We start from the raw sequence: 23,378 nt of genomic DNA on the forward strand, positions 1-23,378 counted from the left end.
CCGCCGTACCGAATCGGCTGCAATGTTTCGTGTGAAACGACTCCACCCGGCCTGGCTGGTCGCCGCCGTCGCGTTCGTCGCCCTCGTCGGCGCCGCGGGCTTCCGCGCGACGCCGGGCGTGCTCCTGCATCCCCTGCACGACGAGTTCGGGTGGTCGCTGGGGACCATCTCGCTGGCCGTTTCGATCAACCTGCTGCTGTACGGCGCGACCGCCCCCTTCGCCGCCGCGCTGATGGAGCGCTTCGGCCTGCGGCGGGTGGTCGCCTACGCGCTGGTGCTGGTCTCCGCCGGAAGCGGCCTGACCGTGTTCATGCGCCACTCGTGGGAGCTCATCGCGCTGTGGGGCGTGCTGGTCGGCCTGGGCACCGGTTCGATGGCCCTGGCCTTCGTGGCCACGCTGACCGGCCGCTGGTTCGTGAAGCGCCGGGGCCTGGTGACCGGCGTGCTGACCGCCGGCGGGGCCGCCGGTCAGCTGGTGTTCCTGCCGGTCCTGGCCCTCCTGGTCGACAACCAAGGCTGGCGCACCGCCGCCCTGACCGTCGCCGGCGCCGCCCTGGCCGTGGTGCCGCTCGTCCTGTGGCGCCTGCGCGACCACCCGTCCGACCTGGGCGTGACCGCCTACGGCGCCCCCGAGTCCGACGGCCCGGCCGCCCCGCCCGCCCCGGCCACCGGCGCCGCCCGCCGGGCCCTGGGCGCGCTGCGCACGGCGTCGCGCACCCCGGCCTTCTGGCTGCTCGCGGGCGGCTTCGCGATCTGCGGCGCGACCACGAACGGCCTGATCGGCACCCACTTCATCCCGGCCGCCCACGACCACGGGATGGCCGAGCCGACCGCGGCGTCGCTGCTGGCCCTCATCGGCCTCTTCGACATCGCCGGCACCATCGCCTCGGGCTGGCTCACCGACCGGATGGACAGCCGGGTCCTCCTGGGCTGGTACTACGCCCTGCGCGGCCTCTCCCTGCTGTTCCTGCCGGCCCTGTTCGCCGCCACGGTCCGCCCGAGCATGGTCGTCTTCATCCTGTTCTACGGCCTGGACTGGGTGGCCACGGTCCCGCCGACGGTGGCGCTGTGCCGGGAGTACTTCGGCCCCGCCGCCCCGGTGGTCTTCGGCTGGGTCTTCGCGTCGCACCAGTTCGGGGCGGCCATCGCCGCCACCGCGACCGGCGTGCTGCGCGACCGCCTCGGCAACTACGACACGGCCTGGTACGTCGCGGGCGGCCTGTCCGTCGGCGCCGCGGTGCTGTCGCTGATGCTCTTCAAGGCCCGCCACCCGGCGGCCGACGCCCCCGTTCCCGCGCCCGCCGTGGCGGCTTGAATGTCCGCGCGGACGTGGGCTTGGCGGTTGAACGATCCAGGCGTCACGGCGCTACGGGATTTTCCGGCCACGTCGCCGGATCGCTGCCGCCCAGCCACTGCAGTGTCGCGGCGAGCTCGCGCACGACCGATCCGTTGTAGGAGCCCTCGGCGGTCATTAACACCATGGTGTCGGCCTCGGGTGCGAAATTGATCTCCAGGATCGGTCGGCCTTTGTCGCCGGGATGCTCGATCACCTCGGCCGGGCGGCTGCCGAGTGTCTCGTTGGGCTCCCTGATGGCGGCTCCATAGCCGGAGTCCGTTGTGAACGTGACGTAGGAGCCGCCGGTCGCGATGGTCAGCCCGGCGCCGCGCGCTGGTCCGGCGTACATCGTCATGGTGCAGGACTCCACCCGGGTGCCGGCGGGCGTCGACGGCAGGCGGAAGGGCACGGCGCAGCGGTACGTGCGGTCCAGGCGCACACCGTTGCCTACCGCGAGCGCCGCGGTCCGGTCGAGCGAGCCGGATACCTGTAGCCAGAGCCCGTTGGCGACACGCCAGCGCAGCGTGCCGATGCCGCTGTGGGACTCGTCGTATGCGAACTTTCCCGGGTGGCCGTTGACGACAACGGGCTGCTGCGTGCCGGCGAGCGGCTCGAAATCCGTGGTGCTGCGGGAAAGCCTGACCGTCAGCGTCGCCGCCTTTCCCTGGAGGTACAGGCGTTCGCCGTCGGAGGAGGCGAGGTACTGCACGTTGCGCACCGGGAACGGCAGGACGTCCAGGCCGAGATGGATCAGCAACGGCCGGCCGACCTGGGCGGGGTCGCTCAGCGCGCTTGGCGCATCGGCGGCAGGCGGCAAGGCCGGCAGCTGCGTCATCGTCTGCGTCAGGTCTGCGGCAGTGGCCGTGGGCCTGACGCTCGGCGGTGCCGACGGTGCGTCGGTGATCGGGGTCGGCGCCGCCGCCATGTTGCCGGTAGCGGGCAGCATCGCGGCGGCTAGGGCGCCTGCGGTGCCCACGGCGGCAACGGCGAGCGCCGTAGCCGCCACGATCGTCAGGCGACGGCGCCTGCGGTAGCGGATGCCGCTCGCCCGCGCCCCGTTCAGCAACCGCTCGACGTGCACGTCGTCGGAGACGACCTGCGTCAGCGTGTCGGCGACCACCCGGTCAAGTTCAGTCACGGCTTTCCTCCGTTTCGCGTCGCACCGGCCGAGCCGGCGTCAGATCCTTCTTTGGCGAGCCGGGCGCGTAGCGCGTCCAGGGCACGCTTCACCTGGCTGCGCACGGTCTCTCGGCTGCAGTCGAGCATCGCCGCGATTGCCGTGTCGTCGAGGTCCTCGTAGTAGCGCAGCACGACAGCGGCGCGCTGTTTCGGCGGCAGCGTGCTGATCAGCCGCCATACGGCGTCACGCTCGACCGCCTCCGCACCGAGATCGTCGCGACCTGGCGTTTCGGTCGGCTCGGCCATCACGACCTCCTGGCTGGACGCCAGCCGCCGCCGGGAGATCGCGGCATTGACGAGCATCCGGCGCAGGTACGGATCCGGCGGGTCGGCCTTGATCCGCTTCCAGCGCACGAAGGCCTTGGCGAGCACGTCCTGAGTGAGGTCCTCGCCCAGGTGCCGGTCGCCGGTGAGCAGGTGCCCCAGCCGCACGAGTGCAGCGCCGCGCTGCCGTACAAAATCGTCGAACTCCACGCGGAGTCCCTCCCATCGCGAATGCCCTCACCCGACTGCACGTGGTGGCGAGCCCCGGCTGTTGCATGGCCGGCGCGGTCAACTCCGGGTCGCCCTGCCTGCGAAGGCGGCGTTCCCCAAGGCGTGGAGTTCCAGCCGCTCGATGTACCTTCGGCGCATCGCGTCGTAGGCGTAGACGAAGGCGCGGGTGTGCTGCTCAAGCGCCGCAGCGACGACGGCCGGCGCGTTCAGAAATGCCCGCCGGGGGCGCGCGGCCGTTGCTGCCCGACCACCCGAAACGGCATCAGGGTGGCGGGTGGCGGCGGATCGATGACCGGATCGCGCTCCCGGCGATCCGGTACGTCCCGGACTCCAGTTGTGCCTGCGACGAACTGCCCGCGTTGTTCCCGGCACCGCCGGTTCACGGAGTGGATCGAGCCCGAAGCCGAGGCCGTCGCCGAGCCGGAAGTCGAGGCCGACGAAGCTGAGGTCGCGCTCCGTGTGATCGCCGCGCTGCACCGGGCTGCAGTGGGCGACGCTGGGTGTGCTCGGCGCCATGCATGTGCGGTCAAGGGGGGACCTGGGACCTCACCGGGCCGAGCCCGGCTCCGAACCTGCTGCCCAGAAACAACCCCACATGATTCTGTCTACAGGCGGAAGTCCAGGTCCGGGGTGATGGCCAGGGTGTCCATCTGGGCGCGCTGGAGGCGGCCCGAGTAGTCCCAGTTCATCGACTGCCAGCGGGTGAACTGGTCCAGGACCCACACCCCGGACTGGCGGCTGCCGTTGCCCGAGCGGCCGTTGCCGCCGAAGGGCAGGTGGGCCTCGGCGCCCGAGGTGGAGTTGTTGATGCTCACCATGCCGGCGCGGGTGGCCCGGCGGAACGCGAAGGCCTTGGCCGGGTCGGTGGTGTAGATGGCCGCCGACAGGCCGTAGCCGGGGGCGTCGGCCAGCTCGATGGCCTCGTCCAGGGTCGCATACCGAGCCACGCCCACCAGCGGCCCGAACGTCTCCTGCTGGAAGATCTTGTCCTCCGGCCGCACGCCGTGGACCAGGACCGGGTGGTAGAAGAGCCCGGCGGCCGGGTCGCCGGCGAAGCCCTCGCGCGGGTTGCCGGCCGAGATGCGGCCGGTGCCGGTCGAGCCCGACACGCGGTGGTGGTCCTCGATCCAGTCGAGATAGCCCTCATACCGCTCGGCGAACCGCTCGCTCATCAAGGGGCCGTAGAGCACCGACGGGTCGGTTGGGTCGCCGACAGTGGCGCCGCGCACCGCGGTCTCCAGGCGGGCGGTGAACTCGGCCAGGACGCTGTCGTGGACGATCAGGGTGCCGAGGGAGGTGCAGCGCTGGCCCGCCGTGCCGAAGCCCGCGAACAGGGCACCGTGCACCGCCAGGTCGAGGTCGGCGTCCTCGGTGATCACCATCGGGTTTTTGCCGCCGAGCTCCAGGCAGGGGCTCTGCAGGTGCCGGCCGGCCAGTTCGCCGATGCGGGCGCCGACCTCCGACGAGCCGGTGAACCCGATCTTGTCGATCAGCCGCTCGCCGAGCCCCGCCTCGAGACCGGCGAAGGTCGTCGGGCCGTCGGCGTGGACGATGTCGAAGACCCCATCGGGCACGCCCGCCCGGCGGATGAGCTCGGCGAACGCGTCGGCGCAGGCCGCCGCATACTCGGCCGGCTTCCACACGACGGCATTGCCGCACAGCAGCGCCGGCATGATGTACCAACTCGGCACCGCGACGGGGAAGTTGCCCGCCGTCACGATGGCCGCCACCCCCACCGGCACGCGGAACGTGAACAGCTGCTTGTCGGGCATCTCGCTCGGCACGGTCTGCCCGTAGAGCCGCCGGCCCTCGCCGAGGAAGAAGTCGCAGGTGTCGACGATTTCCTGGACCTCGCCGCGCGCCTCGGTCAGGGTCTTGCCGACCTCGCGGGTCACCAGCGCGGCCAGGGCCTCGAAGTTGGCCTCGACCAGCCGGCCGAGGTTGGCCACGACCCGCCCGCGGACCGGCGGCGGCACGTCGGCCCAGGCCCGCTGCGCGCGGCGGGCGGACCGGCAGGCGGCCACGAAGGTGTCGGCGTCGGCCAGCGCGACCTCGGCCACGATGTCGTCGAGCCGGGACGGGTTGACGGAGGGCACACGATGCTCGGCGGCGGCGATCGGCCGGCCCCCGACGGTCGAGACGATGAGGCGGGTCATGCCGTCCATCTTCGCGCGGGGGTACGACAGTTTTGGACGCTACGCGGAGTCGGGCGGATCGAACGCGAGCCTGCCACCGAACTGGTCGCGCAGCCGCTCGTCGTAGTAGTCCGCCGTGTCGGAGACCCAGTCGCAGGCGTTGCTCAGCTCGATCGGGTCGAGGGTCGAGGCCAGCACCTCGGCCGCCGCGTACACGCAGTCGTCGCGCCAGAAGAGCCGGATGAAGTTCAGCCGCCCGTTGAGGTCGTTGAGCTCGGCCAGCAGCTCAGGCGAGCGCTCGAGCTGGCGCAGCAGCGGCGAGAACACCCGAACCAAGGGCGGCTCGCTGGCGATCAGGCGCAGATACAGCACCGCCGTCCCGCTGCGGATCGCCGCCGGGCGGCTCACGAGGTCTGCGGGCACCTCCTGGCCGCCGAGGTAGTCGGTGACCAGGCGATGTACCTTCGCGCGTAAGGCGTCGTCAATCGACACGCGTCCACGATACCGGTGGCCCGCACCCCGCCCTCAGCCGCTCTTGCCGGGCCGCCCGGGTGGCAGGAACCCGCGCCGCCGGGCCTCCTTCACCCACCGGTGCGCCGTGCTCACCGGCACGCCGTGCTCGTCGGCGAGGTCGCAGGCGGGCCGGTGCGAGGCCTGGGCATACGTGAGGTACACGTCGGCGACCTGGCGATAGAACACGTCCGGCCGTCCGCGCATCCGCTCGGCCTCCCGGGGAGCCGCCCGCGGGACGGCCAGTGACGGCTCGACCATCTCCCAGCCCACGTCCTCGGCCACCGGCGGCGCGACGGGTCTGGGCCGGGTGCTGACTGCCGGAGTCGTACCGCCCAAAGCCTCCACCGCCGCCAACTGCGCATTGGCGGCCGCCTCGATGCGCCCGACCGGGATGGCCCGCAACAGCTCGGCGGTCGGCGTGCCGTCGATGCGCAGCCCCGCGAGCACCATCCGCCCGCCCGGCCCGACGCCGATCCTGACCAGCACCGTGCCGGTCAGCGGCGGCTCGTCCTGGCGCCATTCGTACCAGTCGTCAGCGACTGGAAAGAGGCGGCCCCGCACGCGGCAAGGCTAGTCCACATTTCCGCAAATCAACAATTGCGCCAACCTAGACGTCTAGATACGCTGATCTGGACCCACCAGCCACTAGGCGTTCGGGACCGGGGGGCGGTCGCGTGCGAAGCGCGCAACCGAGAGGGCGAGTGGCGGCGTCCGCATCGAAGAACGGGGGGAACGGGGCGATGCGGACGCCGGTCGTCGAGCGGGCCGTGTGCAGGCACGTTCCGCTCGACGGCGTCGGTAGCTGAGCCGCGGTCGCGAGGTCTCGCCGGGCCTCGCGACCGCCTCGCCGGCCGGCCGTTGAGCGTCGGCCGGCGTTGGGGGCGCCGTCGTTCGAGAGAGCGGTGGTCGGGGGACGGGCCGCGTCGGGGGGCGCGGTTCCGGGGGATGCGGCTCGCGCAGTGGGCCCATGCGGGACGCCCGGCCTCGGGGGAGGGCGAGCGTCCCGGCGGCCCCCGTCGATCAGGACGGCGAACTTGTCGGGGCGGAGGACGCCGTCGACTCCAGGGGTGCGGAGACCCCCGGCGCCGGCTCGACCGGTAGCTTGCCCTCGTCGTTGGTCGAAGTGCTGAACACGAACAGGGCCAGCACGACGCCCACCACGCACATCATGGCGACCGCGACGATGGTGACCGCCACCCAGATGAGCGCCGCCGAGCGCTTCTTCGGCTGGATGACGACGGGGGCCGGGGGTGGAAGCCGGTCGTTGTCCAGCATGGCCTCCGCCGCGACCTCCTCCGGGTCGCCGAGCAGCTCCAGGATGGACCGCACCTCGACCTCGGTCTCCTGCTCCGGCGACAGCTCGGCCCGCTTGGCGGCGATGTGCTCGCTCAGGTCGGCGAGCAGTTCGGCGCGCCGGTTGGCGGGGACGCCGGCCAAGGCCTGCTCGACGGCGTGGAGATAGTCGTTGACCAGGTCATCGTAGGTGTTCATGCCGCCCTCGTTCCGACAATTCGGTCAACAGTGTCGCGGAATGCCGACCACTCCTCGCGGAAGTGGCGCAGGGCCGCGCGGCCCTGGGGGGTCAGGGAGTAGTAGCGCCTCGGGGGGCCGCTGGTGGACTCGCGCCAGGTCGTTTCCAGCCAGCCGAGGCGGCGCAGGCGGGCGAGCATCGGGTACAGCGTTCCCTCGCTCGTCGTCAGGGTGCGCTCGGCGCCCAGGCGGCGGACCAGTTCGACGCCGTACTGCTCCTCCTGCTCCAGCAGTGCCAGCACGCAGAACTCCAGCGTCCCCCGGCGCAAGGCCGTGGACAGTGAGCCGGGTACATCCATGTCGAACATGGTACCTTGCGATGCAAGCTACCAACGCGGCCGTGGCGCTTTTCTGAACGTGCAAAAATGACGGCATGACCCGCTGGCTCGACGAGGAAGAGCAGGTGACGTGGCGTGCCTTCTACGGGGCGGCGACGCTGCTGATCGACCGGCTCGACCGTGAGCTGCAGCATGACGCCGGCATGCCGCACGCCTACTACGAGATTCTCGTCGTGCTGTCCGAGTCGCCCGAGCGGTCGCTGCGGATGAGCGAGCTGGCGCTGCAGACGCGCTCGTCGCGCAGCCGGCTGTCGCACGCGGTGACCAAGCTCGAAGCGCGCGGCTGGGTGCGGCGGCGCGACTGCGACGACGACAAGCGCGGGCAGTTCGCCGACCTGACCGAGCAGGGCTTCGCGGCGCTGGAAGCGGCCGCGCCCGGCCACGTCGAAACGGTCCGCACCCACCTGTTCGACCCGCTGACCCTGGAGCAGCTCGACCAGCTCCGCCAGATCAGCCAGGCGATCACCGGAACGTTGAAAAAGTAGAAGTCAAGCCTTGTAACAATCTTTGCCTGTCGATACGGTGCCCACCTCGCGAAACACGTCGAGGGAGGCCCCGCCATGCCGTCCGCCAGCGTCGCAAAGATCGCATTAGGTGCCCTGATCGGCTTCGCCATGCTTGGCGCGCTGCCAGGGGAAAACCCTCGGCTGCCGGATGCGCCGCAGCGGCCGACCGGCTACGCCTCGGGCGTGCCGGAGTGGGCCGCCGAGCCCTCGATCGCCAGCCTGTTGGACAAGCAGAAGTCGCAGCATGCCGAGCAGTTCTACTTCGTGCTGCCCGACCGCTTCGCCGACGGCGACCCGTCGAACAACACCGGCGGCCTGACCGGGGGGCGGCTCAGCACCGGCTACGACCCCACGGACAAGGGCTTCTACCACGGCGGCGACCTCAAGGGCGTCATCAACAAGCTCGACTACATCCAGGGCCTGGGCACGACCGCGATCTGGCTCGCCCCGGTGTTCAAGAACCGGCCGGTGCAGGGCAGCGGGGCCGACGTCTCGGCCGGGTACCACGGCTACTGGATCACCGACTTCACCCAGATCGACCCGCACTTCGGCACCAGGGACGACCTGAAGGTCCTGACCAGGAAGGCGCACGAGCGCGGGATCAAGATCTACCTCGACGTCATCACCAACCACACGGCCGACGTCATCAGATACGCGCAGAACCAGTATTCGTACCGCAGCAAGGCCGACTATCCATACAAGGACGCCAACGGCAACAAGTTCGACGACCGTAACTACGCCGATGGCACCAAGGGTTTTCCGCCGGTCAATGCGCAGTCCTTCCCGTACACCCCGGTCTTCCCCACCGAGGCCGACAAGACGGTCAAGCGCCCGGCCTGGCTCAACGACCCGACGATGTACCACAACCGCGGCGACTCGACGTTCACCGGCGAGAATGCGGAGTACGGCGACTTCTTCGGCCTCGACGACCTGTGGACCGAGCGCCCCGAGGTCGTGCAGGGCATGACGAAGATCTACTCGGACTGGGTCAAGGACAGCGGCATCGACGGCTACCGCATCGACACCGCCCGGCACGTCGACATGCAGTTCTGGCCCCAATTCGTCCAAGGCGTGGAGGCGGCCGCGCAGAAGGCCGGCAAGCCCGACTTCTTCATGTTCGGCGAGGTCTACGACGCCGACCCGGCCTTCGACTCGACCTACGTGCGCAAGGGGCGCCTGCCGGCCACCCTGGACTTTCCGTTCCAGCAGGCGGCGGCGGACTTCGTTGCCCGTGGAGGCTCCGGACAGGAGCTGGCCGACATGTACGCCCAGGACGACCGTTACACGAGTGCCGGGACGAGCGCCCAGACGCTGCCGACGTTCCTGGGCAACCACGACATGGGCCGCATCGGGCACTTCGTCGCCTCCGGCGGCACTGACCCCGCCACCCACCTGCGCCGCGACGAGCTGGGCCACGAGCTGATGTTCCTGACCCGCGGCCAGCCGGTGGTGTACTCCGGCGACGAGCAGGGCTTCACCGGCGCGGGCGGGGACAAGGACGCCCGGCAGGACATGTTCGCCACCAAGACGGCCGACTATCTCGACGACGAGCTGCTGGGCACCGACCGCACGCACGCGGTGGACAACTACGACGTCAATCATCCGATCTATCGGACGATCGCGAGCCTGGCCCAGCTCCGCGAGCGCAATCCCGCGCTGCGGCAGGGCATCCAGGTGACGCGGTACGCCGACCAGAACGTCTTCGCCTTCTCCCGCATCGACCCGGATCAGCGGGTCGAGTACGTGGTGGCCAGCAACAACGGCAACGGCACCAAGACGGTGAACATCCCGACGTACATGGCGAACACCACCTTCGACCAGATCTACCCCACCGCGGGGGGCCTGGCCGCCTCGGCCGGCGACGGCTCGCTGCAGGTCAGCATCCCGGCGCTGACCACGGTCGTGTTCAAGGCCCGCGGCGCCATCAAGCGGGCGGCCGCCAAGCCGGCGATCGCGCTGCAGGTCGACCCGGCCCCGGCGACCACCGCCGAGGTGCGGGCCACCGTCACCGGCGACCCGCTGTCGACCGTGACCTACGCCGCGCGCGTCGGCGGCGGGCCGTGGAAGCTGCTGGGCACCGACCACGCCGCCCCGTACGCGGCCTACCACGACCTCGACGGGCTGGCCGCGGGCACGAAGCTCGAGTACAAGGCGGTGGTTCGCGACGGCTCGGGACGTACCGCCGAAGCCAAGATCTCGACCGTGGTCGGCACGCCGCCGAGCGCCGTGCCCGCCGACTACGCGGTCGTGCACTACCAGCGGCCGGCCGGGGACTACGGCAGCTGGGGGCTGTACGCCTGGGGCGACGTCCAGGACCCGATGACGTGGCCGGCCGGCGCGCCTTTTGCCGGGGAGGACTCGTACGGGCGTTTCGCATGGGTCAAGCTGAAGCCGGGGGCCGCGAACGTGGGCTTCCTGGTGGTGGACGGTAACGGCGTCAAGGATGTCGCCGCCGACCGCGCGCTCGACCCGACGAAACATCCGGAGATCTGGCTCAAGCAAGGAGATGCGACCATCTACACCTCCGAAGCCGCCGCCACCGGCAGCGTTTCGATCCACTATGGACGGCCGGGGGGTGACTACGCCGGTTGGGGCCTGCACCTGTGGGGCGATGGCCTGGCCGCCGGCACGGCGACCGAGTGGTCCAGCCCGCGCCCGCCGGACGGCATCGACGCGTACGGCGCCTACTGGCACGTCCCGGTGAGCGACCCGGGCAAGCCGGTCAACTTCATCGTGCACAACGGCGACACCAAGGACCCCGGCGCCGACCAGTCGGTGCTGCCGGGCGCCCAGGGCGAGGCGTGGATCCGCTCCGGCGAGGCGACCGTGCACCCGACCCGCGCCGCGGCCGAGCACACGGCGGTGCTGCACTACCGCCGGCCGGCCGGCGACTACGACGGCTGGGGCCTGCACGTGTGGACCGGCGCCGCGACGGGCACCGACTGGGGCAGCCCGTTGCCGCCGTCGGGCACCGACGTATTCGGGGTGACGTTCACCGTGCCGCTGGCCGCCAACGCGCCGCTGCTCAACTACATCGTGCACAAGGGCGACGCCAAGGACCTGCCGGTCGACCAGGCGCTGAACCTGGTCACCGTCGGGCACGAGGTGTGGATCCTGTCGGGGGTGGAGAAGTACCTGCTGCCCATCCCGGCCCAGGGCACGCCGGACACCGACGTGAACAAGGCTAAGGCGGTCTGGATCGACCGCAGCACGGTGGCCTGGCGGGCCGGGCCGACCGACGGGCACAGCTACGAGCTGTGGTCCGCGCCGGCCGGCGGGCTGAAGGTCGTGGACGGGCAGCTCGTGGGCAATGCCACGAAGCTCGCCATGAGCGCGGTCCCGGGGAACCTGACCGACAGCCAGCGGGCGAAGTTCCCGCACCTGTGGGCGTACCAGGCGTTCCACCTCGACGGCGACCGCGCCGCGTTCGCCGCGGCCCTGCGCGGGCAGGTCGTCGCCGTCGAGCGCGACGCGTCCGGCCAGGTCACCGAGGCGACCGGGGTGCAGCTGGCCGGGGCCCTGGACGACCTCTACGGCGCGGCCCTGAGCGCGAAGCTCGGCCCCACCTTCGAGGGCGGCCGGCCCGGCGTGAGCGTGTGGGCGCCGACGGCGCAGGGGGTTTCCCTGGAGCTGTACCGCGACCCGGCCCAGCCCCCGCAGGTCCTGCCGATGCGCCAGGACGAGCGGGCCGGGGTCTGGTCCATCACGGGCGACAAGAGCTGGAAGAACCTCTACTACAAGTTCCGGGTCACCGCCTTCCAGCCGGCCGTGCACGCGGTCACCACCGCGAGCGTCACCGACCCGTACTCGGTGTCGCTGAGCGCCAACGGCACGCACAGCCAGCTGGCCGACCTGGGCGACCCGGCGCTGCGCCCGGCCGGCTGGGCCGACCTGCGCAAGCCGCTCGTCCCGGCCCGCCCGCAGATCCAGGAGCTGTCGGTGCGCGACTTCTCGATCGCCGACGCCACGGTGCCGGCGCAGCTGCGCGGCACCTACCTGGCCTTCACCGAGCCGAACTCGGCCGGCATGCGCCACCTCGAGCAGCTGGCCGCGGCCGGCACGTCCTACGTGCACCTACTGCCGGTCTTCGACATCGCCACCATCCCCGAGGTCCGGGCCGACCAGGCCCAGCCGCCGTGCGACCTGGCCGCGCTGCCGCCGGACTCGCCGCAGCAGCAGGCCTGCATCGCGCAGGTGGCCGACCGCGACGGCTACAACTGGGGCTACGACCCGTTCCACTACAACGCCCCGGAGGGCTCCTACGCCACCGACCCGCAGGGCACGCCGCGGATCACGCAGTTCCGCCAGATGGTGGCCGGGCTCAACGGCGCGGGCCTGCGCGTGGTGATGGACGTGGTCTACAACCACACGACCGCGGCCGGCACCGACCAGTACTCGGTGCTCGACCAGATCGTGCCGGGTTACTACCAGCGGCTGCTCGACGACGGCACCGTGGCCAACTCCACGTGCTGCGCCAACACCGCGCCCGAGAACGCGATGATGGGCAAGCTGGTGGTCGACTCGATCGTGCAGTGGGCCAAGCAGTACAAGGTCGACGGCTTCCGCTTCGACCTCATGGGGCACCACCCGAAGGCCAACATCCTCGCCGTGCGGGCCGCGCTGGACCAGCTCACGGTGGCCAGGGACGGGGTCGACGGGAAGAAGATCCTGCTGTACGGCGAGGGCTGGAACTTCGGCGAGGTAGCCGGCGACGCCCGCTTCGTGCAGGCCACCCAGGCCAACATGGCGGGCACCGGGGTGGGCACCTTCAACGACCGGATGCGCGACGCGGTCCGCGGCGGCGGCCCGTTCGACGGCAACCCGCACGTGCAGGGCTTCGCCACCGGCCTCTACACCGACCCCAACGGCGACGCGGTCAACGGCTCCGAGGCGGAGCAGCGGGCCCGGCTGCTGCACTACCAGGACCTCATCCAGGTGGGGCTGACCGGCAACCTGGCCGCCTACGAGTTCACCGACTCCACCGGCCACCGGGTCACCGGCGCGCAGGTCGACTACAACGGCTCCCCGGCCGGGTACACGCGCTCGCCGAGCGAGGCGGTGACGTACGTCGACGCGCACGACAACGAGATCCTGTACGACGCGATGGCCTACAAGCTGCCCACCGGCGCGACCGCCGAGCAGCGGGCGCGGCTGCAGGTCCTGGCGCTGTCCACGACCGTGCTGGGGCAGGGCACCGGCTTCGTCACCGCGGGCTCGGACCGGCTGCGCTCCAAGTCGCTGGACCGCAACTCGTTCAACTCCGGCGACTGGTTCAACCAGATCCGCTGGGACTGCGCCGACGGCAACGGCTTCGGCGCCGGGCTCCCGCCGGCCGCCGACAACCAGGACAAGTGGCAGTACGCCCGGCCGCTGCTGGCCGACTCCGCGCTGGTGCCCGGCTGCTCGGCGATCGACCTGGCGTCCGCCCGCTTCCAGGAGCTGCTGCGCATCCGGGCCAGCTCGCCGGTGTTCGCGCTGGACACGGCGGCCCAGGTGCAGCGGCGGCTGAGCTTCCCGCTCTCCGGCGCGCAGGCCACCCCGGGCGTGATCACCATGGTGCTCGACGCGCGCGGGCTGGACGGGCACTGGCGCTCGCTGGTGGTCGTGTTCAACGCGGGCGCCACGGCGACCACGCAGACCCTGGACGCCTACCGCGGGGCCCAGGTGGCGCTGCACCCGGTCCAGGCCGCCTCGGCCGACCCGGTGGCCCGGCAGTCCACCTTCGACCGTGAGCACGGTTCGTTCACCGTTCCGGCACGCACGGTGGCGGTGTTCGTCCAGGCCGCATGAAACCGAATAGCCAGGGGTAACCACCTCTGCATGAGTCGATACCGCAACCGCGTCCTGAAGGCGACGGCCGTCATGTGGCTGCTCGTCCTGCTCGTCGACGCCGGCTGGGTGGCGACCTCGCGCGCCGCGCTGACCGCGGCCACGGTGCTCGCCGTGTGCGTGGTCGCCTCGGCCGTCTTGCTCGGCAAGTTCATCCAGAACCTGCCCCGGCCGCAGCCGGCCCCGATCCGGATCCGCAACGATCGGCATCGATGACCGGCTAAGGTGCGGTTAATCTGCGCAAAAGGCTCAACCCGGCCACTTCGGTGCCGTTTGGACCGGCGTGAAGGCCCTTGCGATCGCGCTGCTGATCGGCGGCCTCGGCCCCACGCCCCCGCCGGGGCCGCCACTGCCGGGGCCGCCGCCGATCCTCGAGCCGGTCGGGCCGTCGGCCACGCTGCCCGGCATCACGGCGGTGCCCGGCACCATCGCACCGCCGTCTACGCTGCGCGAACCCAGCGGGCGTCCCGTCGCCACCTCGCCCGCGCCCGCCTCCCCGGACGCGCCGGGGTCGGCCGCCGGCTCCGTGCCGGCGAGCCCGGCGCCCGGCCGGTCGCAGGGAGGCGGAAGCGCCCCGTGGATCATCGGCGGCGTCGTCGCGGCCCTCGCCGCCGCGGCCGTCTGGTTCGTTACGCAACGTCGCCGTCACATTCAGTGAGAACGACTCGGCCGTTCGGCTAAGGACTCTTTAGGGATCCGACCTCTTCCAGTAGCGTGCCTGATCGTGTTCCGTAGTGAACCCAGCATTCATCTCCTCGCGTTGGAGCGCTCTCTTGATCACGCTCCGTATGGAGGACGCTACTTTTAGGAGGCCAGGCGGTGGCAGGCAGCGGCCCCTCCCGCGCCCCTTTACCGCGCCACGGCGTCAGCAGCCCTGGCGGCGGTAGCCAGCCCGGGGGTGGCGCGGCCCGCCGGTCGGCGGGCACCGACACGTCCGTGGCCGGGCACCGCCGCGGCGGCGGTCCGCGGCCGAACCGTTTCCGATCGGTGCGCGCCCAACTGCTCGCGCCGATCGCGGTGGCCATGGTCGGCCTCATCGGGCTCGGCGCGGTCCAGGTCACGACCTCGGTCACCGCCGCCCGCGACGCCGGGCACGCCAGGACGCTGACCCAGACCGCCGGCAGCGCGGCGCTGTTCGTCAACGAGCTCGAGCGCGAGCTGGCCGAGACCGCCGCGCTGCAGCAGCGCGGCGGCAAGGCCGGCGCCGCGCTCGTCACCGCGCAGCGCGCCCGCACCGACGCCGCCGCCGAGCGCTTCTTCGCCAACGCGGCCGGCGCCGTCAACGCCGCGCCGGCCCTGAGCACCCCCGTGCGCGTGGTCCGCGACGACTACGGCCAGCTGCGGTACACCCGGCAGTCGATCGACAAGGGCACGGCCACGATGGTGCTGGTCACCGACGTCGTCTACGGCGGCCTGGCCGACGCCCTGCTCACGGTGGCCGACGCGGTGCCCGGCCAGATCGAGGACGTAGAGCTGGCCAAGGCGGCCCGCGCGCTGGCCGCCATGGCCGCCATCGAGCACTACTCCGCGGTCGAGCGCGACCTGCTGCGCACCGTCTTCGGCCGGGCCAACCTGCAGCCCGGCGACCTGGGTGCCCTCTCGCTCATCCAGGGCGCCCGCGGCCAGCGCGAGGCCGAGTTCCGCCGGGTGGCCACGCCGGAGCAGGCCCGGTGGTACTCGCAGGAGATGAAGGGCACCGATGTCGACAACGCCGACAGCATGGCCGCCGGCGCCCGCAACGCCGAGCGCGACATCTCCGGCGTGCGGGTCGACGGCGACGCCTGGTTCGCGGCCCAGAGCGGCGTGATCCGCCGGGTCACCATCGTCAGCCTCGACATCGCCGGCAGCCTCGACGTGCGGGCCGAGCAGATCGCGGTCAGCGCCGCCCGCCGGGCCTGGATCACCGGTCTCGGCGCAGGTCTGCTGGCCGTGGCCGCCCTGACCATCGCCATCGTGCTCGCCGTGCGCACCGCCCGCCGGCTCAACCTGCTGCGCGGCGCGGCGCTGCAGGTGGCCCGCCGCGACCTGCCCGACGCCATCAATTCGGTCACCGCCGGCTCGGCCACCCCGGCCCCGTCGGTGATGGAGGGCGGCCGGACCGCGGCCGAGGTCACCCGGGGCATCGCGGCCACCAACGACGAGGTCGGCCAGGTGGCCGAGGCATTCGGCACGGTGCACCGCACCGCGCTGCGCCTGGCCGGCGAGCAGGCCGAGCTGCGCATCGACGTGTCGCGCATGGCCGAGGTGCTGGCCCGGCGCATCCGCACCCTCATCACCCGCCAGCTGCGGCTGCTCGACGAGTTCGAGCGGGACGAGACCGACCCCGACATGCTGGACCGGCTCTTCGCCCTGGACCACCTCGCCGCCCGCCTGCGCCGCAACGGGGAGAACCTGCTGGTCCTCTCCGGCGGCGAGCCCGGCCGCCCGCAGACCACCGCCGTCGGGCTCGGCGCGGTCGTCTCGGCCGCCGCGTCGGAGATCGAGGACTACGCCCGGGTCGAGTTCCAGCCGGCCGACCTGGCCATCACCGGCCCGGTCGTCGGCGACCTCGTGCACCTGCTGGCCGAGCTGCTGGAGAACGCGGCCGCGTTCTCGCCGCCGACCGAGCCGGTGCTGGTCGACGCGCGGCCGACGGTCGAGGGCGCCATGCTGCGCGTGCACGACCGCGGCATCGGCATCGTCCCGGCCCGCCTGGCCGAGATCAACTCACGGCTGGCCGTGCCGAGCACCCTGAGCTCGGCCGCGGCCGGCACGATGGGCCTGCACGTGGTCTCCCACCTCGCGGCCCGGCACGGCATCCGGGTGCAGCTGCAGGGCGTTGCCGGCGGCACGGTCGCCTACGTCCTGCTGCCGCACCGGGTGCTCGAGCGCGTCAGCGCCCTGCCCGCCGGCCGCGCCCCGGCGAGCGCCGCGCCGGTCCCGGCGGTGCAGGCCCCGGCCCCGCGGCCGGTGCAGGTCCCCTCGACGGTCGGCGCCCCGATCGGCCGGCCGCAGGCCAAGGCGGCGCAGCAGCCCAAGGCGGCGCAGCAGCGGCGCCCGGAGCCGCAGCCCGAGCCCGCGGCCGCGACCCCGTGGTTCCGGCCGTATCTGAGCAGCACCGGAAGTGAGAACGACACCATCGCGGTCAACGGTTGGAACCAGCCGACGATGGTGCAGCCGATCGGTCACACCCCGCCGCGCGGCATCGCTCAGGTGGCCCCCCAGCCGCCGCAACCTCCCGCCTACCCCGCCCCCGCCTACTCCACCCCAGCTCACCCCACCGCCCAACCCACCTGGGGTCCCCCTGGCCCCGGCACATGGCCGCCACGGTCAGGGGGCCCGTCCACCGCCGGAGGTGGCCCAGTGCCGAACGAAGAGCATCTCCCGCGCCGTCGTCCCGGCGCCCAACTCCTGCCGGACACCTCTGAACAGCGCATCGAGCCCAGAGGCGCGAAGGTCGACCCGGATCAGATCCGGTCGCGGCTGTCGGCGTTCGCCGAGGGCGTCTCGGCCGCCGCACGACGTTCCAACGGCACAACCCCAGGACAAAAGGATTCATGATGTCTCAGCAACCGCACGGCGCCGGACAGCTCGACTGGCTGATGGTGAGCTTCGCGAGGCAGGTGCCCGACGTGGCACATGCCATCACCGTGTCCGGCGACGGGCTTCGGCTGGCCGCCTCGGCCGACCTGCCGGTGGACCAGGCCGACCACCTCGCCGCCGTCATCAGCGGCCTGGCGAGCCTGGTCTTCGGGGCCGCCCGCGTGATGCAGGCCGGCCACGTGCGGCAGACGATCGTCGACATGGACGGCGGCGTCATGATCGTGATGTCCGTCGGCGACCGGGCCCTGCTGGGCGTGCTCGCCGCCCCCGGCTGCGATCTGGGCCAGGTCGGCTACGAGACCGCCATGCTGGTCCACCGCGTCGCCGACGCCCTGGATCCCCTTCCGCGCGACGCGCTGTCCAGGTGAGAGGTTCCGCTTGAAGCTTCGCAACGTCGCGCTGGCGCTGGTGGTGGCGTTACTCGTCACCGGCTGCGCCAGCGCGTCCCAGCGGCCCGGCGCCGGCCTGTGGCACAACGGCCGGCTGTTCATCGCCACGGGCAACACCACCGGCGTGTACTACACGATCGGCGGCGGCTACGCGGACCTCATCTCCAAGCACGTGGCCGGCTACGAGGCCCGGGCCGAGGCCACCGGTGCCTCGGCCGAGAACATCCAGCGCGTGGCCACCGGTGACATGGACATCGCGCTGACCCTGGCCGACACGGCGGCCGACGCCTACGCCGGCAAGGGCGGCTTCGACGGCAAGCCGCAGAAGTTGGTCGCGCTGGGCCGGGTGTACAAGAGCTACGTCCAGCTCGTCGTGCGCCGCTCGGCCAACATCAACAAGTTCTCCGACCTGCGCGGCAAGCGGGTCTCCACCGGCTCGGTCGGCTCCGGCTCGGACGTCGTGGCCGGGCGGGTCCTCCTCGCCGGCGGGCTCAACCCCGACACCGACATCGTGCGCGCGCGGCTGTCGCTGCCGGAGACCACCAAGGGCATGCAGAACGGCTCGCTCGACGCCTTCTTCTTCGCCGGCGGCGTGCCCACGCCGGGCATCGCCGACCTGCTCGCCAGCTCGCCGGGCAACTACCTGGTCATGCCGCTGTCGTCGTTGCTGCCGCCGTTGACGACCCGCTGGGGGCCCGTCTACAGCGGTGCCAAGATGCCCAAGGAGGCGTACGGCATCCCCGCCGAGGTCGACACGATCGCCATCGGCAACTACATCGTCGTGTCGCCCGACATGCCCGAACAGCTGGCCCACGACCTGACCAAGGTGCTGTTCGAGTACCAGAAGGACCTCGCCAAGGTTCACCCCGAGGGTGGGAACTTCGACAAGGGCACCGCGCCGCAGACCGACCCGATCCCGTTGCACCCAGGGGCCGCACGGTTCTATAGCAGCGGCTGAATGTGTGAGGGCGGCTCGGCGTTATGGATCTCTCATTCGGCGTCCGCGACGAGGGTGAAACGGCCTGGGTGATGTCAGGATGGGCGACGTGACCGCCACCAAGCAGAATCTGGTTCACCTGGACGACATTCGGGACGCCGCCGCCCGGATCTCCGGGCTCGTGGTGCGCACCCCGCTGCTGCCCAGCCCGTGGGCCGAGGAGCTGTGGCTCAAGCCGGAGAGCCTGCAGCCGATCGGCGCGTTCAAGCTGCGCGGCGCGACCAACGCCCTGCACCGCCTCGACCTGGAGCGGCGCCGCACGGGCGTGGTCACCCACTCGTCGGGCAACCACGGCCAGGCCCTCGCCTACGCGGGCCGGTCGCTGGGCGTGCCGGTCACCGTGGTCATGCCCGAGGTCTCCACGCCGCTGAAGATCGAGGCGACCCGGGGCTACGGCGCCGAGGTCATCCTCGTGCCCCAGTCGCAGCGGGAGGCCGAGGCCAAGCGCCTGGTGGCCGAGCGCGGGCTGACGCTCATCCCGCCGTACGACCACCCGGACATCATCGCCGGCCAGGGCACCATCGGCCTGGAGATCTTCGAGGACCTCTCCAGCGTGGACGTGGTCGTGGTGCCGGTCGGCGGCGGCGGGCTGTCCTCCGGCGTGGCGACCGCGGTCAAGTCGCTCGCCCCGCACGTCGCGGTCATCGGGGTCGAGCCGGCGGTCGCGGCCGACGCCGCCGAGAGCCTCGCCGCCGGCATGGTCCGGGTGTGGCCGGAGGAGCGGATGCTCAGCACCGTCGCCGACGGGCTGCGCACCCCGCTGTCCGAGCTCACGCTGGCCCACCTGTCGACCTACCTCGACGCCATCGTCACGGTGAGCGAGGAGGAGATCCTCGACACGGTCCGGACGCTGGCCCGCAAGGCGCGCCTGATCGTCGAGCCGAGCGGCGCGGCGGCCACCGCGGCGGTGCTGCACCGCCGCGACGAACTGCCGGCCGGGCGGACCGTCGCCGTGATCAGCGGCGGCAACATCGCCCCCGACCTGGCCGCCCGGCTCCTCGCCTGATCGCCGGGTTTGCGCTCTATCGTTGCGCCGCCCGGTCCTCAGCCTGATCGCTGAGCTCCCGCTCGATCGCTGTGGCGTCCCCTGTGACGTCCCCCTGAGGGTTATCCACAGGGCTGTGGACAAGCCCTGTGGATAACCTCTGTGGACAACGTGTGGATTACGCCTTGCCGACCTTGTCCAGGAGCCAGGCGGCGATGAACGCCTCCTCGCGCCAAGCGTCGTAGCGGCCGCTCGGGCCGCCGTGCCCGGCGCCCATCTCGGTCTTGAGCAGCACCTCCGTGCCCGGCGACACGACCCGCAGCCGGGCCACCCACTTGGCCGGCTCGTGGTAGAGCACCCGGGTGTCGTTGAGGCTGGTCACGGCGAGGATCGGCGGGTAGGGGACCGCGGCGACGTTCTCGTACGGGGTGTACGACTTCATGTAGGCGTACACCTCGGGATCCTCGAGCGGGTTGCCCCACTCCTCCCACTCGGTGACGGTGAGCGGCAGCGACGGGTCGAGGATCGTGTTCAGCGCGTCGACGAACGGCACCTGGGCGACGATCCCGCCGAACGAGGCCGGGGCGAGGTTGGCCACCGCGCCCATCAGCAGGCCGCCGGCTGAACCGCCGCGGGCCACCACCCGCTCCGGCGCGCTCCAGCCGGCCTTCACCAGGTGCTCGGCGCAGGCGACGAAGTCGGTGAAGGTGTTCTTCTTGGCCAGCAGCTTGCCCTCGTCGTACCAGCGGCGGCCCATCTCGCCGCCGCCGCGGATGTGCGCGATGGCGAAGACGACCCCGCGGTCCAGCAGCGACAGGCGCGGGATGGAGAACCAGGGGTCCATCGAGGACTCGTAGGAGCCGTAGCCGTACAGCACGGCCGGCGCCGAGCCGTCCCGCGGGGTGCCGACGCGGGCCACGATCGAGATCGGCACCCGGGTGCCGTCGTCGGCGATGGCCCACTCGCGGTGCTGCTCGTAGCGGGCCGGGTCGAAGCCGCCGAGCACCGGCTTCTGCTTGCGCAGGGTCAGCTCGCCGCTGTCCAGGTTGCAGTCGTACACCGAGTCGGGCGTCACCATCGACACGTAGTGCAGGCGGAAGGACGTGGTGTCGTACTCCAGGTTGGCCTCGGGCCCGACGGAGTACAGCGGCTCGGGGAACGCGATGTCGTAGGGCGCCGCGCCGTGCAGCGGCACGACCCGGACCCCGGTCAGCCCGTCCCGGCGCAGCGAGACGACCAGGTGCCCGCTGAACGCGTCGACCTGCAGCAGCCGGGTGCCCGGCTGGTGCTCGATGAGCGTGGTCCAGTCGCCGGGGTTGTCCACCGACGTGTACGACAGCGCGAAGTCCTCGGCGCCGTCGTTGTGCAGGATCAGGAACCGGTGGCCGTGGTGCTCGACGGAGTATTCGACGCCCTGCCGGCGCGGCGCGATCGGGCGCGGCGGGGTGTCCGGCGCGTTGGCCGGGATGACCAGCACCTCGCTGGTCAGCTTGCTGTTGATGTCGACGAGCAGGAAGCGCTCCGAGCGGGTCAGCTCGATGCCGACCCAGAAGCGCTCGTCGGGCTCCTCGTGCACGATGACGTCCTCGGACGCCGGGGTGCCCAGCGTGTGCCGCCAGACCCGGTAGGGCCGCCAGGCGTCGTCGACGGTGACGTAGAACAGCGTCGAGCCGTCGGCCGACCACGCCGAGCCGTAGAACGCGTCCTCGATGACGTCGGGGCGGACCTCGCCGGTGCGCAGGTCCTTCACGCGCAGCGTGAAGCGCTCGTCGCCGGAGAAGTCGGTGCTGTACGCCAGGAGCTGCCCGTCGACGCTGAGGTCGAAGGTGCCGAGGGCGAAGAACTCGGAGTCCCCGGCGAGCTCGTTGCCGTCGAGCAGCACCTCCTCGCCGGGTAGCGCGGCGCCGTCGCCGATCTCGGGGGGCGCCGCCCCGCCATCCGCCGCCGGGACGCGGCAGTGGATGCCGTACTGCTTGCCCTCTTCGGTGCGGGTGTAGTACCAGTAGCCCCCCTTGCGGGTGGGCACCGACAGGTCCGTCTCCTTGGTCCGGGACTTGATCTCGCCGAACAGCGTCTCGCGCAGCGGCTCGAGATGTGCGGTGGCCGCGGTCGTGAATGCGTTCTCGGCCTCCAGGTAGGGGACCGTGTCCGGATCTTCCTTGTCCTGGAGCCAGAAATACTCGTCGACCACGGTGTCGCCGTGGTGGACCCGCTCGTGCGGGACTCGCTTCGCGGTGGGCGGCTGCTCGCTTGTCACACAGCCAGACGTTACCCCCTCGGCCACGCAACCAAGCGCGTCGTTCGGTGGTCTGTCCATCAGGAGAGAGCGACGCCGGTACCGTCAAGGTCTCGTAGTTCGGGCGAGACCACGGAGGGATGCCGGTGCGGCGTCGTGGGGTGTTGCACATCGGGGTGACCGGGCTGGCAGCAATGCTGGTCCAGGCGTGCTCCGAGGGGCCGGCGAAGACACCTGGGGCGGGGAGCGAACCGTCGGCGCGAGGCAGCGCGTCGCCGCCGGGCACTTCGCAAGCCGGATCGACGCTCGACCCCTCGGGGTACGTCCCCAAGCCGGTGCCGATCGCGGAGCTCAAGAAGCTCTACAGCTACGACAAGAGCTCGACGCTCAACGCGCAGCTGACCGACAAGCGCACCGGCGACGGGGTCGTCCTCGAGGACATCACGTACTCGGACACGCGCGGCAACGACGCCATCCCGGCGTACGTGCTCAGCGCCGACATCCCGGGCGACACCCTGCGCATGCCGGCCATCGTCCTCGGCACCGGCCCGGACGGCGACCGCGACAAGCTGCTGGACGAGGCCCCCGCCCTGGCCCGGATGAAGGCCCTGGTCATGGTGGCGAGCGTGCCGATCAGGCCGACCGGCGACCCGCTCGCCGACGCCAACGCCATGGCCGCCGCCGTGCTGGCCCAGCGGCGGGCCCTCGACCTGCTCATCCGGCGCACCGACTGCGACGGCTCGCGGGTCGGCTACGCCGGCCACCACGGCGGCGCCGCCCTCGGCGCGGTGCTGCTCGGCCTGGAGTCGCGGATCACCGCCGCCGTCCTCGCCTCCGGCACCAGCCGCTTCTCCCGCTGGATGGTCAAGCAGAAGGTGCCGGCGGACTGGCACGGGTACCTCGACTCGCTGTCCCGCTTCGACGCCGGGCCCTACGTGGCCGTCGGCGGCAAGCGCCAGGTCCTGCTGCAGTTCGGCCGGCAGGACGCGGTGGTGCCGGCCGCGGAGCGCGACGAGCTGACCGCGGCGGTGGCCGGCTCGAAGCAGCGCAAGGACTACGACACCGGCCACGACCTGATCGCCCTGCCGGCCGCCGCGGCCGACCGCACCGCCTTCCTGAAGCAGGCCCTGCGGCTGTCGTAGTGCTTGCGGTCCTCGACGGCGGCGCATAAGCTTCGAACGTATGTTCGATGTCGGTTGGTGCGCCATGTGCATCGGCCGGCCGTCGAGCATGAGTTGACGTGCGTCATTGGGAAAGCCTGGGATCATGACATCCTCGTCCCGGCTACCGCGATTCCCATCGACCGATCTTCCCCACGGCATCGGATG

Annotated in this window: 19 protein-coding genes; 10 read left to right on the forward strand and 9 right to left on the reverse strand. The window is 71.7% G+C overall.

Annotated elements, in window-relative coordinates:
• Positions 1 to 22: 22 nt before the first annotated feature.
• On the forward strand, positions 23 to 1,315 hold the full coding sequence (locus tag AB0M46_RS30230; RefSeq protein WP_363341434.1) for an MFS transporter: 1,293 nt from the start codon (positions 23 to 25) through the stop codon (positions 1,313 to 1,315).
• A gap of 43 nt (positions 1,316 to 1,358) precedes the next feature.
• Here AB0M46_RS30230 and AB0M46_RS30235 read toward each other — a convergent pair whose 3' ends face one another.
• The 8 genes from AB0M46_RS30235 to AB0M46_RS30270 form a co-directional block, all read right to left on the reverse strand.
• Positions 1,359 to 2,456: a hypothetical protein gene (locus AB0M46_RS30235; RefSeq protein WP_363341436.1), complete on the reverse strand. Its 1,098-nt coding sequence runs from the start codon at positions 2,454 to 2,456 to the stop codon at positions 1,359 to 1,361.
• Between the two features lie 14 nt (positions 2,457 to 2,470).
• A complete protein-coding gene (locus AB0M46_RS30240) occupies positions 2,471 to 2,989 on the reverse strand; it encodes a SigE family RNA polymerase sigma factor (protein WP_363341438.1) in 519 nt (172 codons plus the stop codon).
• A 78-nt stretch (positions 2,990 to 3,067) separates the two neighbouring features.
• Entirely contained in the window at positions 3,068 to 3,526 is a 459-nt protein-coding gene (locus tag AB0M46_RS30245) for a hypothetical protein (protein ID WP_363341440.1), read from the reverse strand.
• Between the two features lie 89 nt (positions 3,527 to 3,615).
• The gene (locus AB0M46_RS30250; RefSeq protein WP_363341442.1) at positions 3,616 to 5,166 is read right to left on the reverse strand and encodes an aldehyde dehydrogenase family protein; all 1,551 of its coding nucleotides are present in this window, start codon (positions 5,164 to 5,166) and stop codon (positions 3,616 to 3,618) included.
• Between the two features lie 39 nt (positions 5,167 to 5,205).
• Positions 5,206 to 5,637, reverse strand: a complete 432-nt coding sequence (locus AB0M46_RS30255) for a YbjN domain-containing protein (RefSeq protein WP_344610700.1) — start codon at positions 5,635 to 5,637, stop codon at positions 5,206 to 5,208.
• 33 nt (positions 5,638 to 5,670) lie between these two features.
• Positions 5,671 to 6,219 carry a hypothetical protein gene (locus tag AB0M46_RS30260; RefSeq protein WP_363341444.1) on the reverse strand — a complete coding sequence of 183 codons (549 nt, stop codon included), beginning with the start codon at positions 6,217 to 6,219 and terminating at the stop codon, positions 5,671 to 5,673.
• 459 nt (positions 6,220 to 6,678) lie between these two features.
• Complete coding sequence (locus AB0M46_RS30265; RefSeq protein WP_363341446.1) at positions 6,679 to 7,149, reverse strand: hypothetical protein; 471 nt, start codon at positions 7,147 to 7,149, stop codon at positions 6,679 to 6,681.
• Positions 7,146 to 7,487, reverse strand: a complete 342-nt coding sequence (locus tag AB0M46_RS30270; protein ID WP_363341448.1) for a PadR family transcriptional regulator — start codon at positions 7,485 to 7,487, stop codon at positions 7,146 to 7,148. The genes AB0M46_RS30265 and AB0M46_RS30270 overlap by 4 nt, the downstream gene beginning before the upstream one ends.
• Positions 7,488 to 7,561: 74 nt before the next feature.
• Here AB0M46_RS30270 and AB0M46_RS30275 point away from each other — a divergent pair, with 74 nt between their 5' ends.
• The 8 genes from AB0M46_RS30275 to AB0M46_RS30310 all read left to right on the forward strand — a co-directional run bounded on the left by AB0M46_RS30275 (position 7,562) and on the right by AB0M46_RS30310 (position 19,835).
• The gene (locus AB0M46_RS30275) at positions 7,562 to 8,011 is read left to right on the forward strand and encodes a MarR family transcriptional regulator (RefSeq protein WP_363341450.1); all 450 of its coding nucleotides are present in this window, start codon (positions 7,562 to 7,564) and stop codon (positions 8,009 to 8,011) included.
• Positions 8,012 to 8,086: 75 nt separating this feature from the next.
• Entirely contained in the window at positions 8,087 to 13,822 is a 5,736-nt protein-coding gene (gene pulA, locus AB0M46_RS30280) for a pullulanase-type alpha-1,6-glucosidase (protein WP_363341452.1), read from the forward strand.
• Between the two features lie 30 nt (positions 13,823 to 13,852).
• Positions 13,853 to 14,077, forward strand: coding sequence for a hypothetical protein (locus tag AB0M46_RS30285; protein WP_363341454.1), 225 nt, complete (start codon positions 13,853 to 13,855; stop codon positions 14,075 to 14,077).
• Between the two features lie 67 nt (positions 14,078 to 14,144).
• Complete coding sequence (locus AB0M46_RS30290) at positions 14,145 to 14,519, forward strand: hypothetical protein (RefSeq protein WP_363341456.1); 375 nt, start codon at positions 14,145 to 14,147, stop codon at positions 14,517 to 14,519.
• Positions 14,520 to 14,848: 329 nt separating this feature from the next.
• Positions 14,849 to 17,401 carry a sensor histidine kinase gene (locus AB0M46_RS30295; protein ID WP_363341458.1) on the forward strand — a complete coding sequence of 851 codons (2,553 nt, stop codon included), beginning with the start codon at positions 14,849 to 14,851 and terminating at the stop codon, positions 17,399 to 17,401.
• On the forward strand, positions 17,401 to 17,811 hold the full coding sequence (locus tag AB0M46_RS30300) for a roadblock/LC7 domain-containing protein (protein ID WP_344610691.1): 411 nt from the start codon (positions 17,401 to 17,403) through the stop codon (positions 17,809 to 17,811). Before AB0M46_RS30295 ends, AB0M46_RS30300 begins: the two co-directional genes overlap by 1 nt.
• Positions 17,812 to 17,821: 10 nt before the next feature.
• Positions 17,822 to 18,790 (forward strand): TAXI family TRAP transporter solute-binding subunit, encoded by a 969-nt coding sequence (locus AB0M46_RS30305; protein ID WP_363341461.1) that lies wholly within the window; start codon positions 17,822 to 17,824, stop codon positions 18,788 to 18,790.
• Between the two features lie 88 nt (positions 18,791 to 18,878).
• Positions 18,879 to 19,835 (forward strand): threonine/serine dehydratase, encoded by a 957-nt coding sequence (locus AB0M46_RS30310; protein WP_363341463.1) that lies wholly within the window; start codon positions 18,879 to 18,881, stop codon positions 19,833 to 19,835.
• 157 nt (positions 19,836 to 19,992) lie between these two features.
• Here the strand turns inward: AB0M46_RS30310 and AB0M46_RS30315 are convergent, their stop codons facing one another.
• Positions 19,993 to 22,071: a S9 family peptidase gene (locus tag AB0M46_RS30315; protein ID WP_363341465.1), complete on the reverse strand. Its 2,079-nt coding sequence runs from the start codon at positions 22,069 to 22,071 to the stop codon at positions 19,993 to 19,995.
• A 314-nt stretch (positions 22,072 to 22,385) separates the two neighbouring features.
• On the opposite strand from AB0M46_RS30315, the gene AB0M46_RS30320 reads away from it, so the two are divergent.
• Positions 22,386 to 23,192 (forward strand): hypothetical protein, encoded by an 807-nt coding sequence (locus AB0M46_RS30320; RefSeq protein WP_363341467.1) that lies wholly within the window; start codon positions 22,386 to 22,388, stop codon positions 23,190 to 23,192.
• The last annotated feature ends 186 nt before the right edge of the window (positions 23,193 to 23,378 follow it).

This window comes from Dactylosporangium sp. NPDC051485, from assembly GCF_040682015.1.
GTDB lineage: Bacteria > Actinomycetota > Actinomycetes > Mycobacteriales > Micromonosporaceae > Dactylosporangium.

What these genes read in the sequence shown, in the direction of transcription:
- AB0M46_RS30300 (WP_344610691.1), top strand. Translation starts at nt 17,401, where the DNA reads ATGTCTCAGCAACCGCACGGCGCCGGACAGCTCGACTGGCTGATGGTG.
- AB0M46_RS30230 (WP_363341434.1), top strand. Translation starts at nt 23, where the DNA reads ATGTTTCGTGTGAAACGACTCCACCCGGCCTGGCTGGTCGCCGCCGTC.
- AB0M46_RS30275 (WP_363341450.1), top strand. Translation starts at nt 7,562, where the DNA reads ATGACCCGCTGGCTCGACGAGGAAGAGCAGGTGACGTGGCGTGCCTTC.
- AB0M46_RS30250 (WP_363341442.1), bottom strand. Translation starts at nt 5,166, where the DNA reads ATGACCCGCCTCATCGTCTCGACCGTCGGGGGCCGGCCGATCGCCGCC.
- AB0M46_RS30285 (WP_363341454.1), top strand. Translation starts at nt 13,853, where the DNA reads ATGAGTCGATACCGCAACCGCGTCCTGAAGGCGACGGCCGTCATGTGG.
- AB0M46_RS30245 (WP_363341440.1), bottom strand. Translation starts at nt 3,526, where the DNA reads ATGGCGCCGAGCACACCCAGCGTCGCCCACTGCAGCCCGGTGCAGCGC.
- pulA (WP_363341452.1), top strand. Translation starts at nt 8,087, where the DNA reads ATGCCGTCCGCCAGCGTCGCAAAGATCGCATTAGGTGCCCTGATCGGC.
- AB0M46_RS30270 (WP_363341448.1), bottom strand. Translation starts at nt 7,487, where the DNA reads ATGGATGTACCCGGCTCACTGTCCACGGCCTTGCGCCGGGGGACGCTG.
- AB0M46_RS30265 (WP_363341446.1), bottom strand. Translation starts at nt 7,149, where the DNA reads ATGAACACCTACGATGACCTGGTCAACGACTATCTCCACGCCGTCGAG.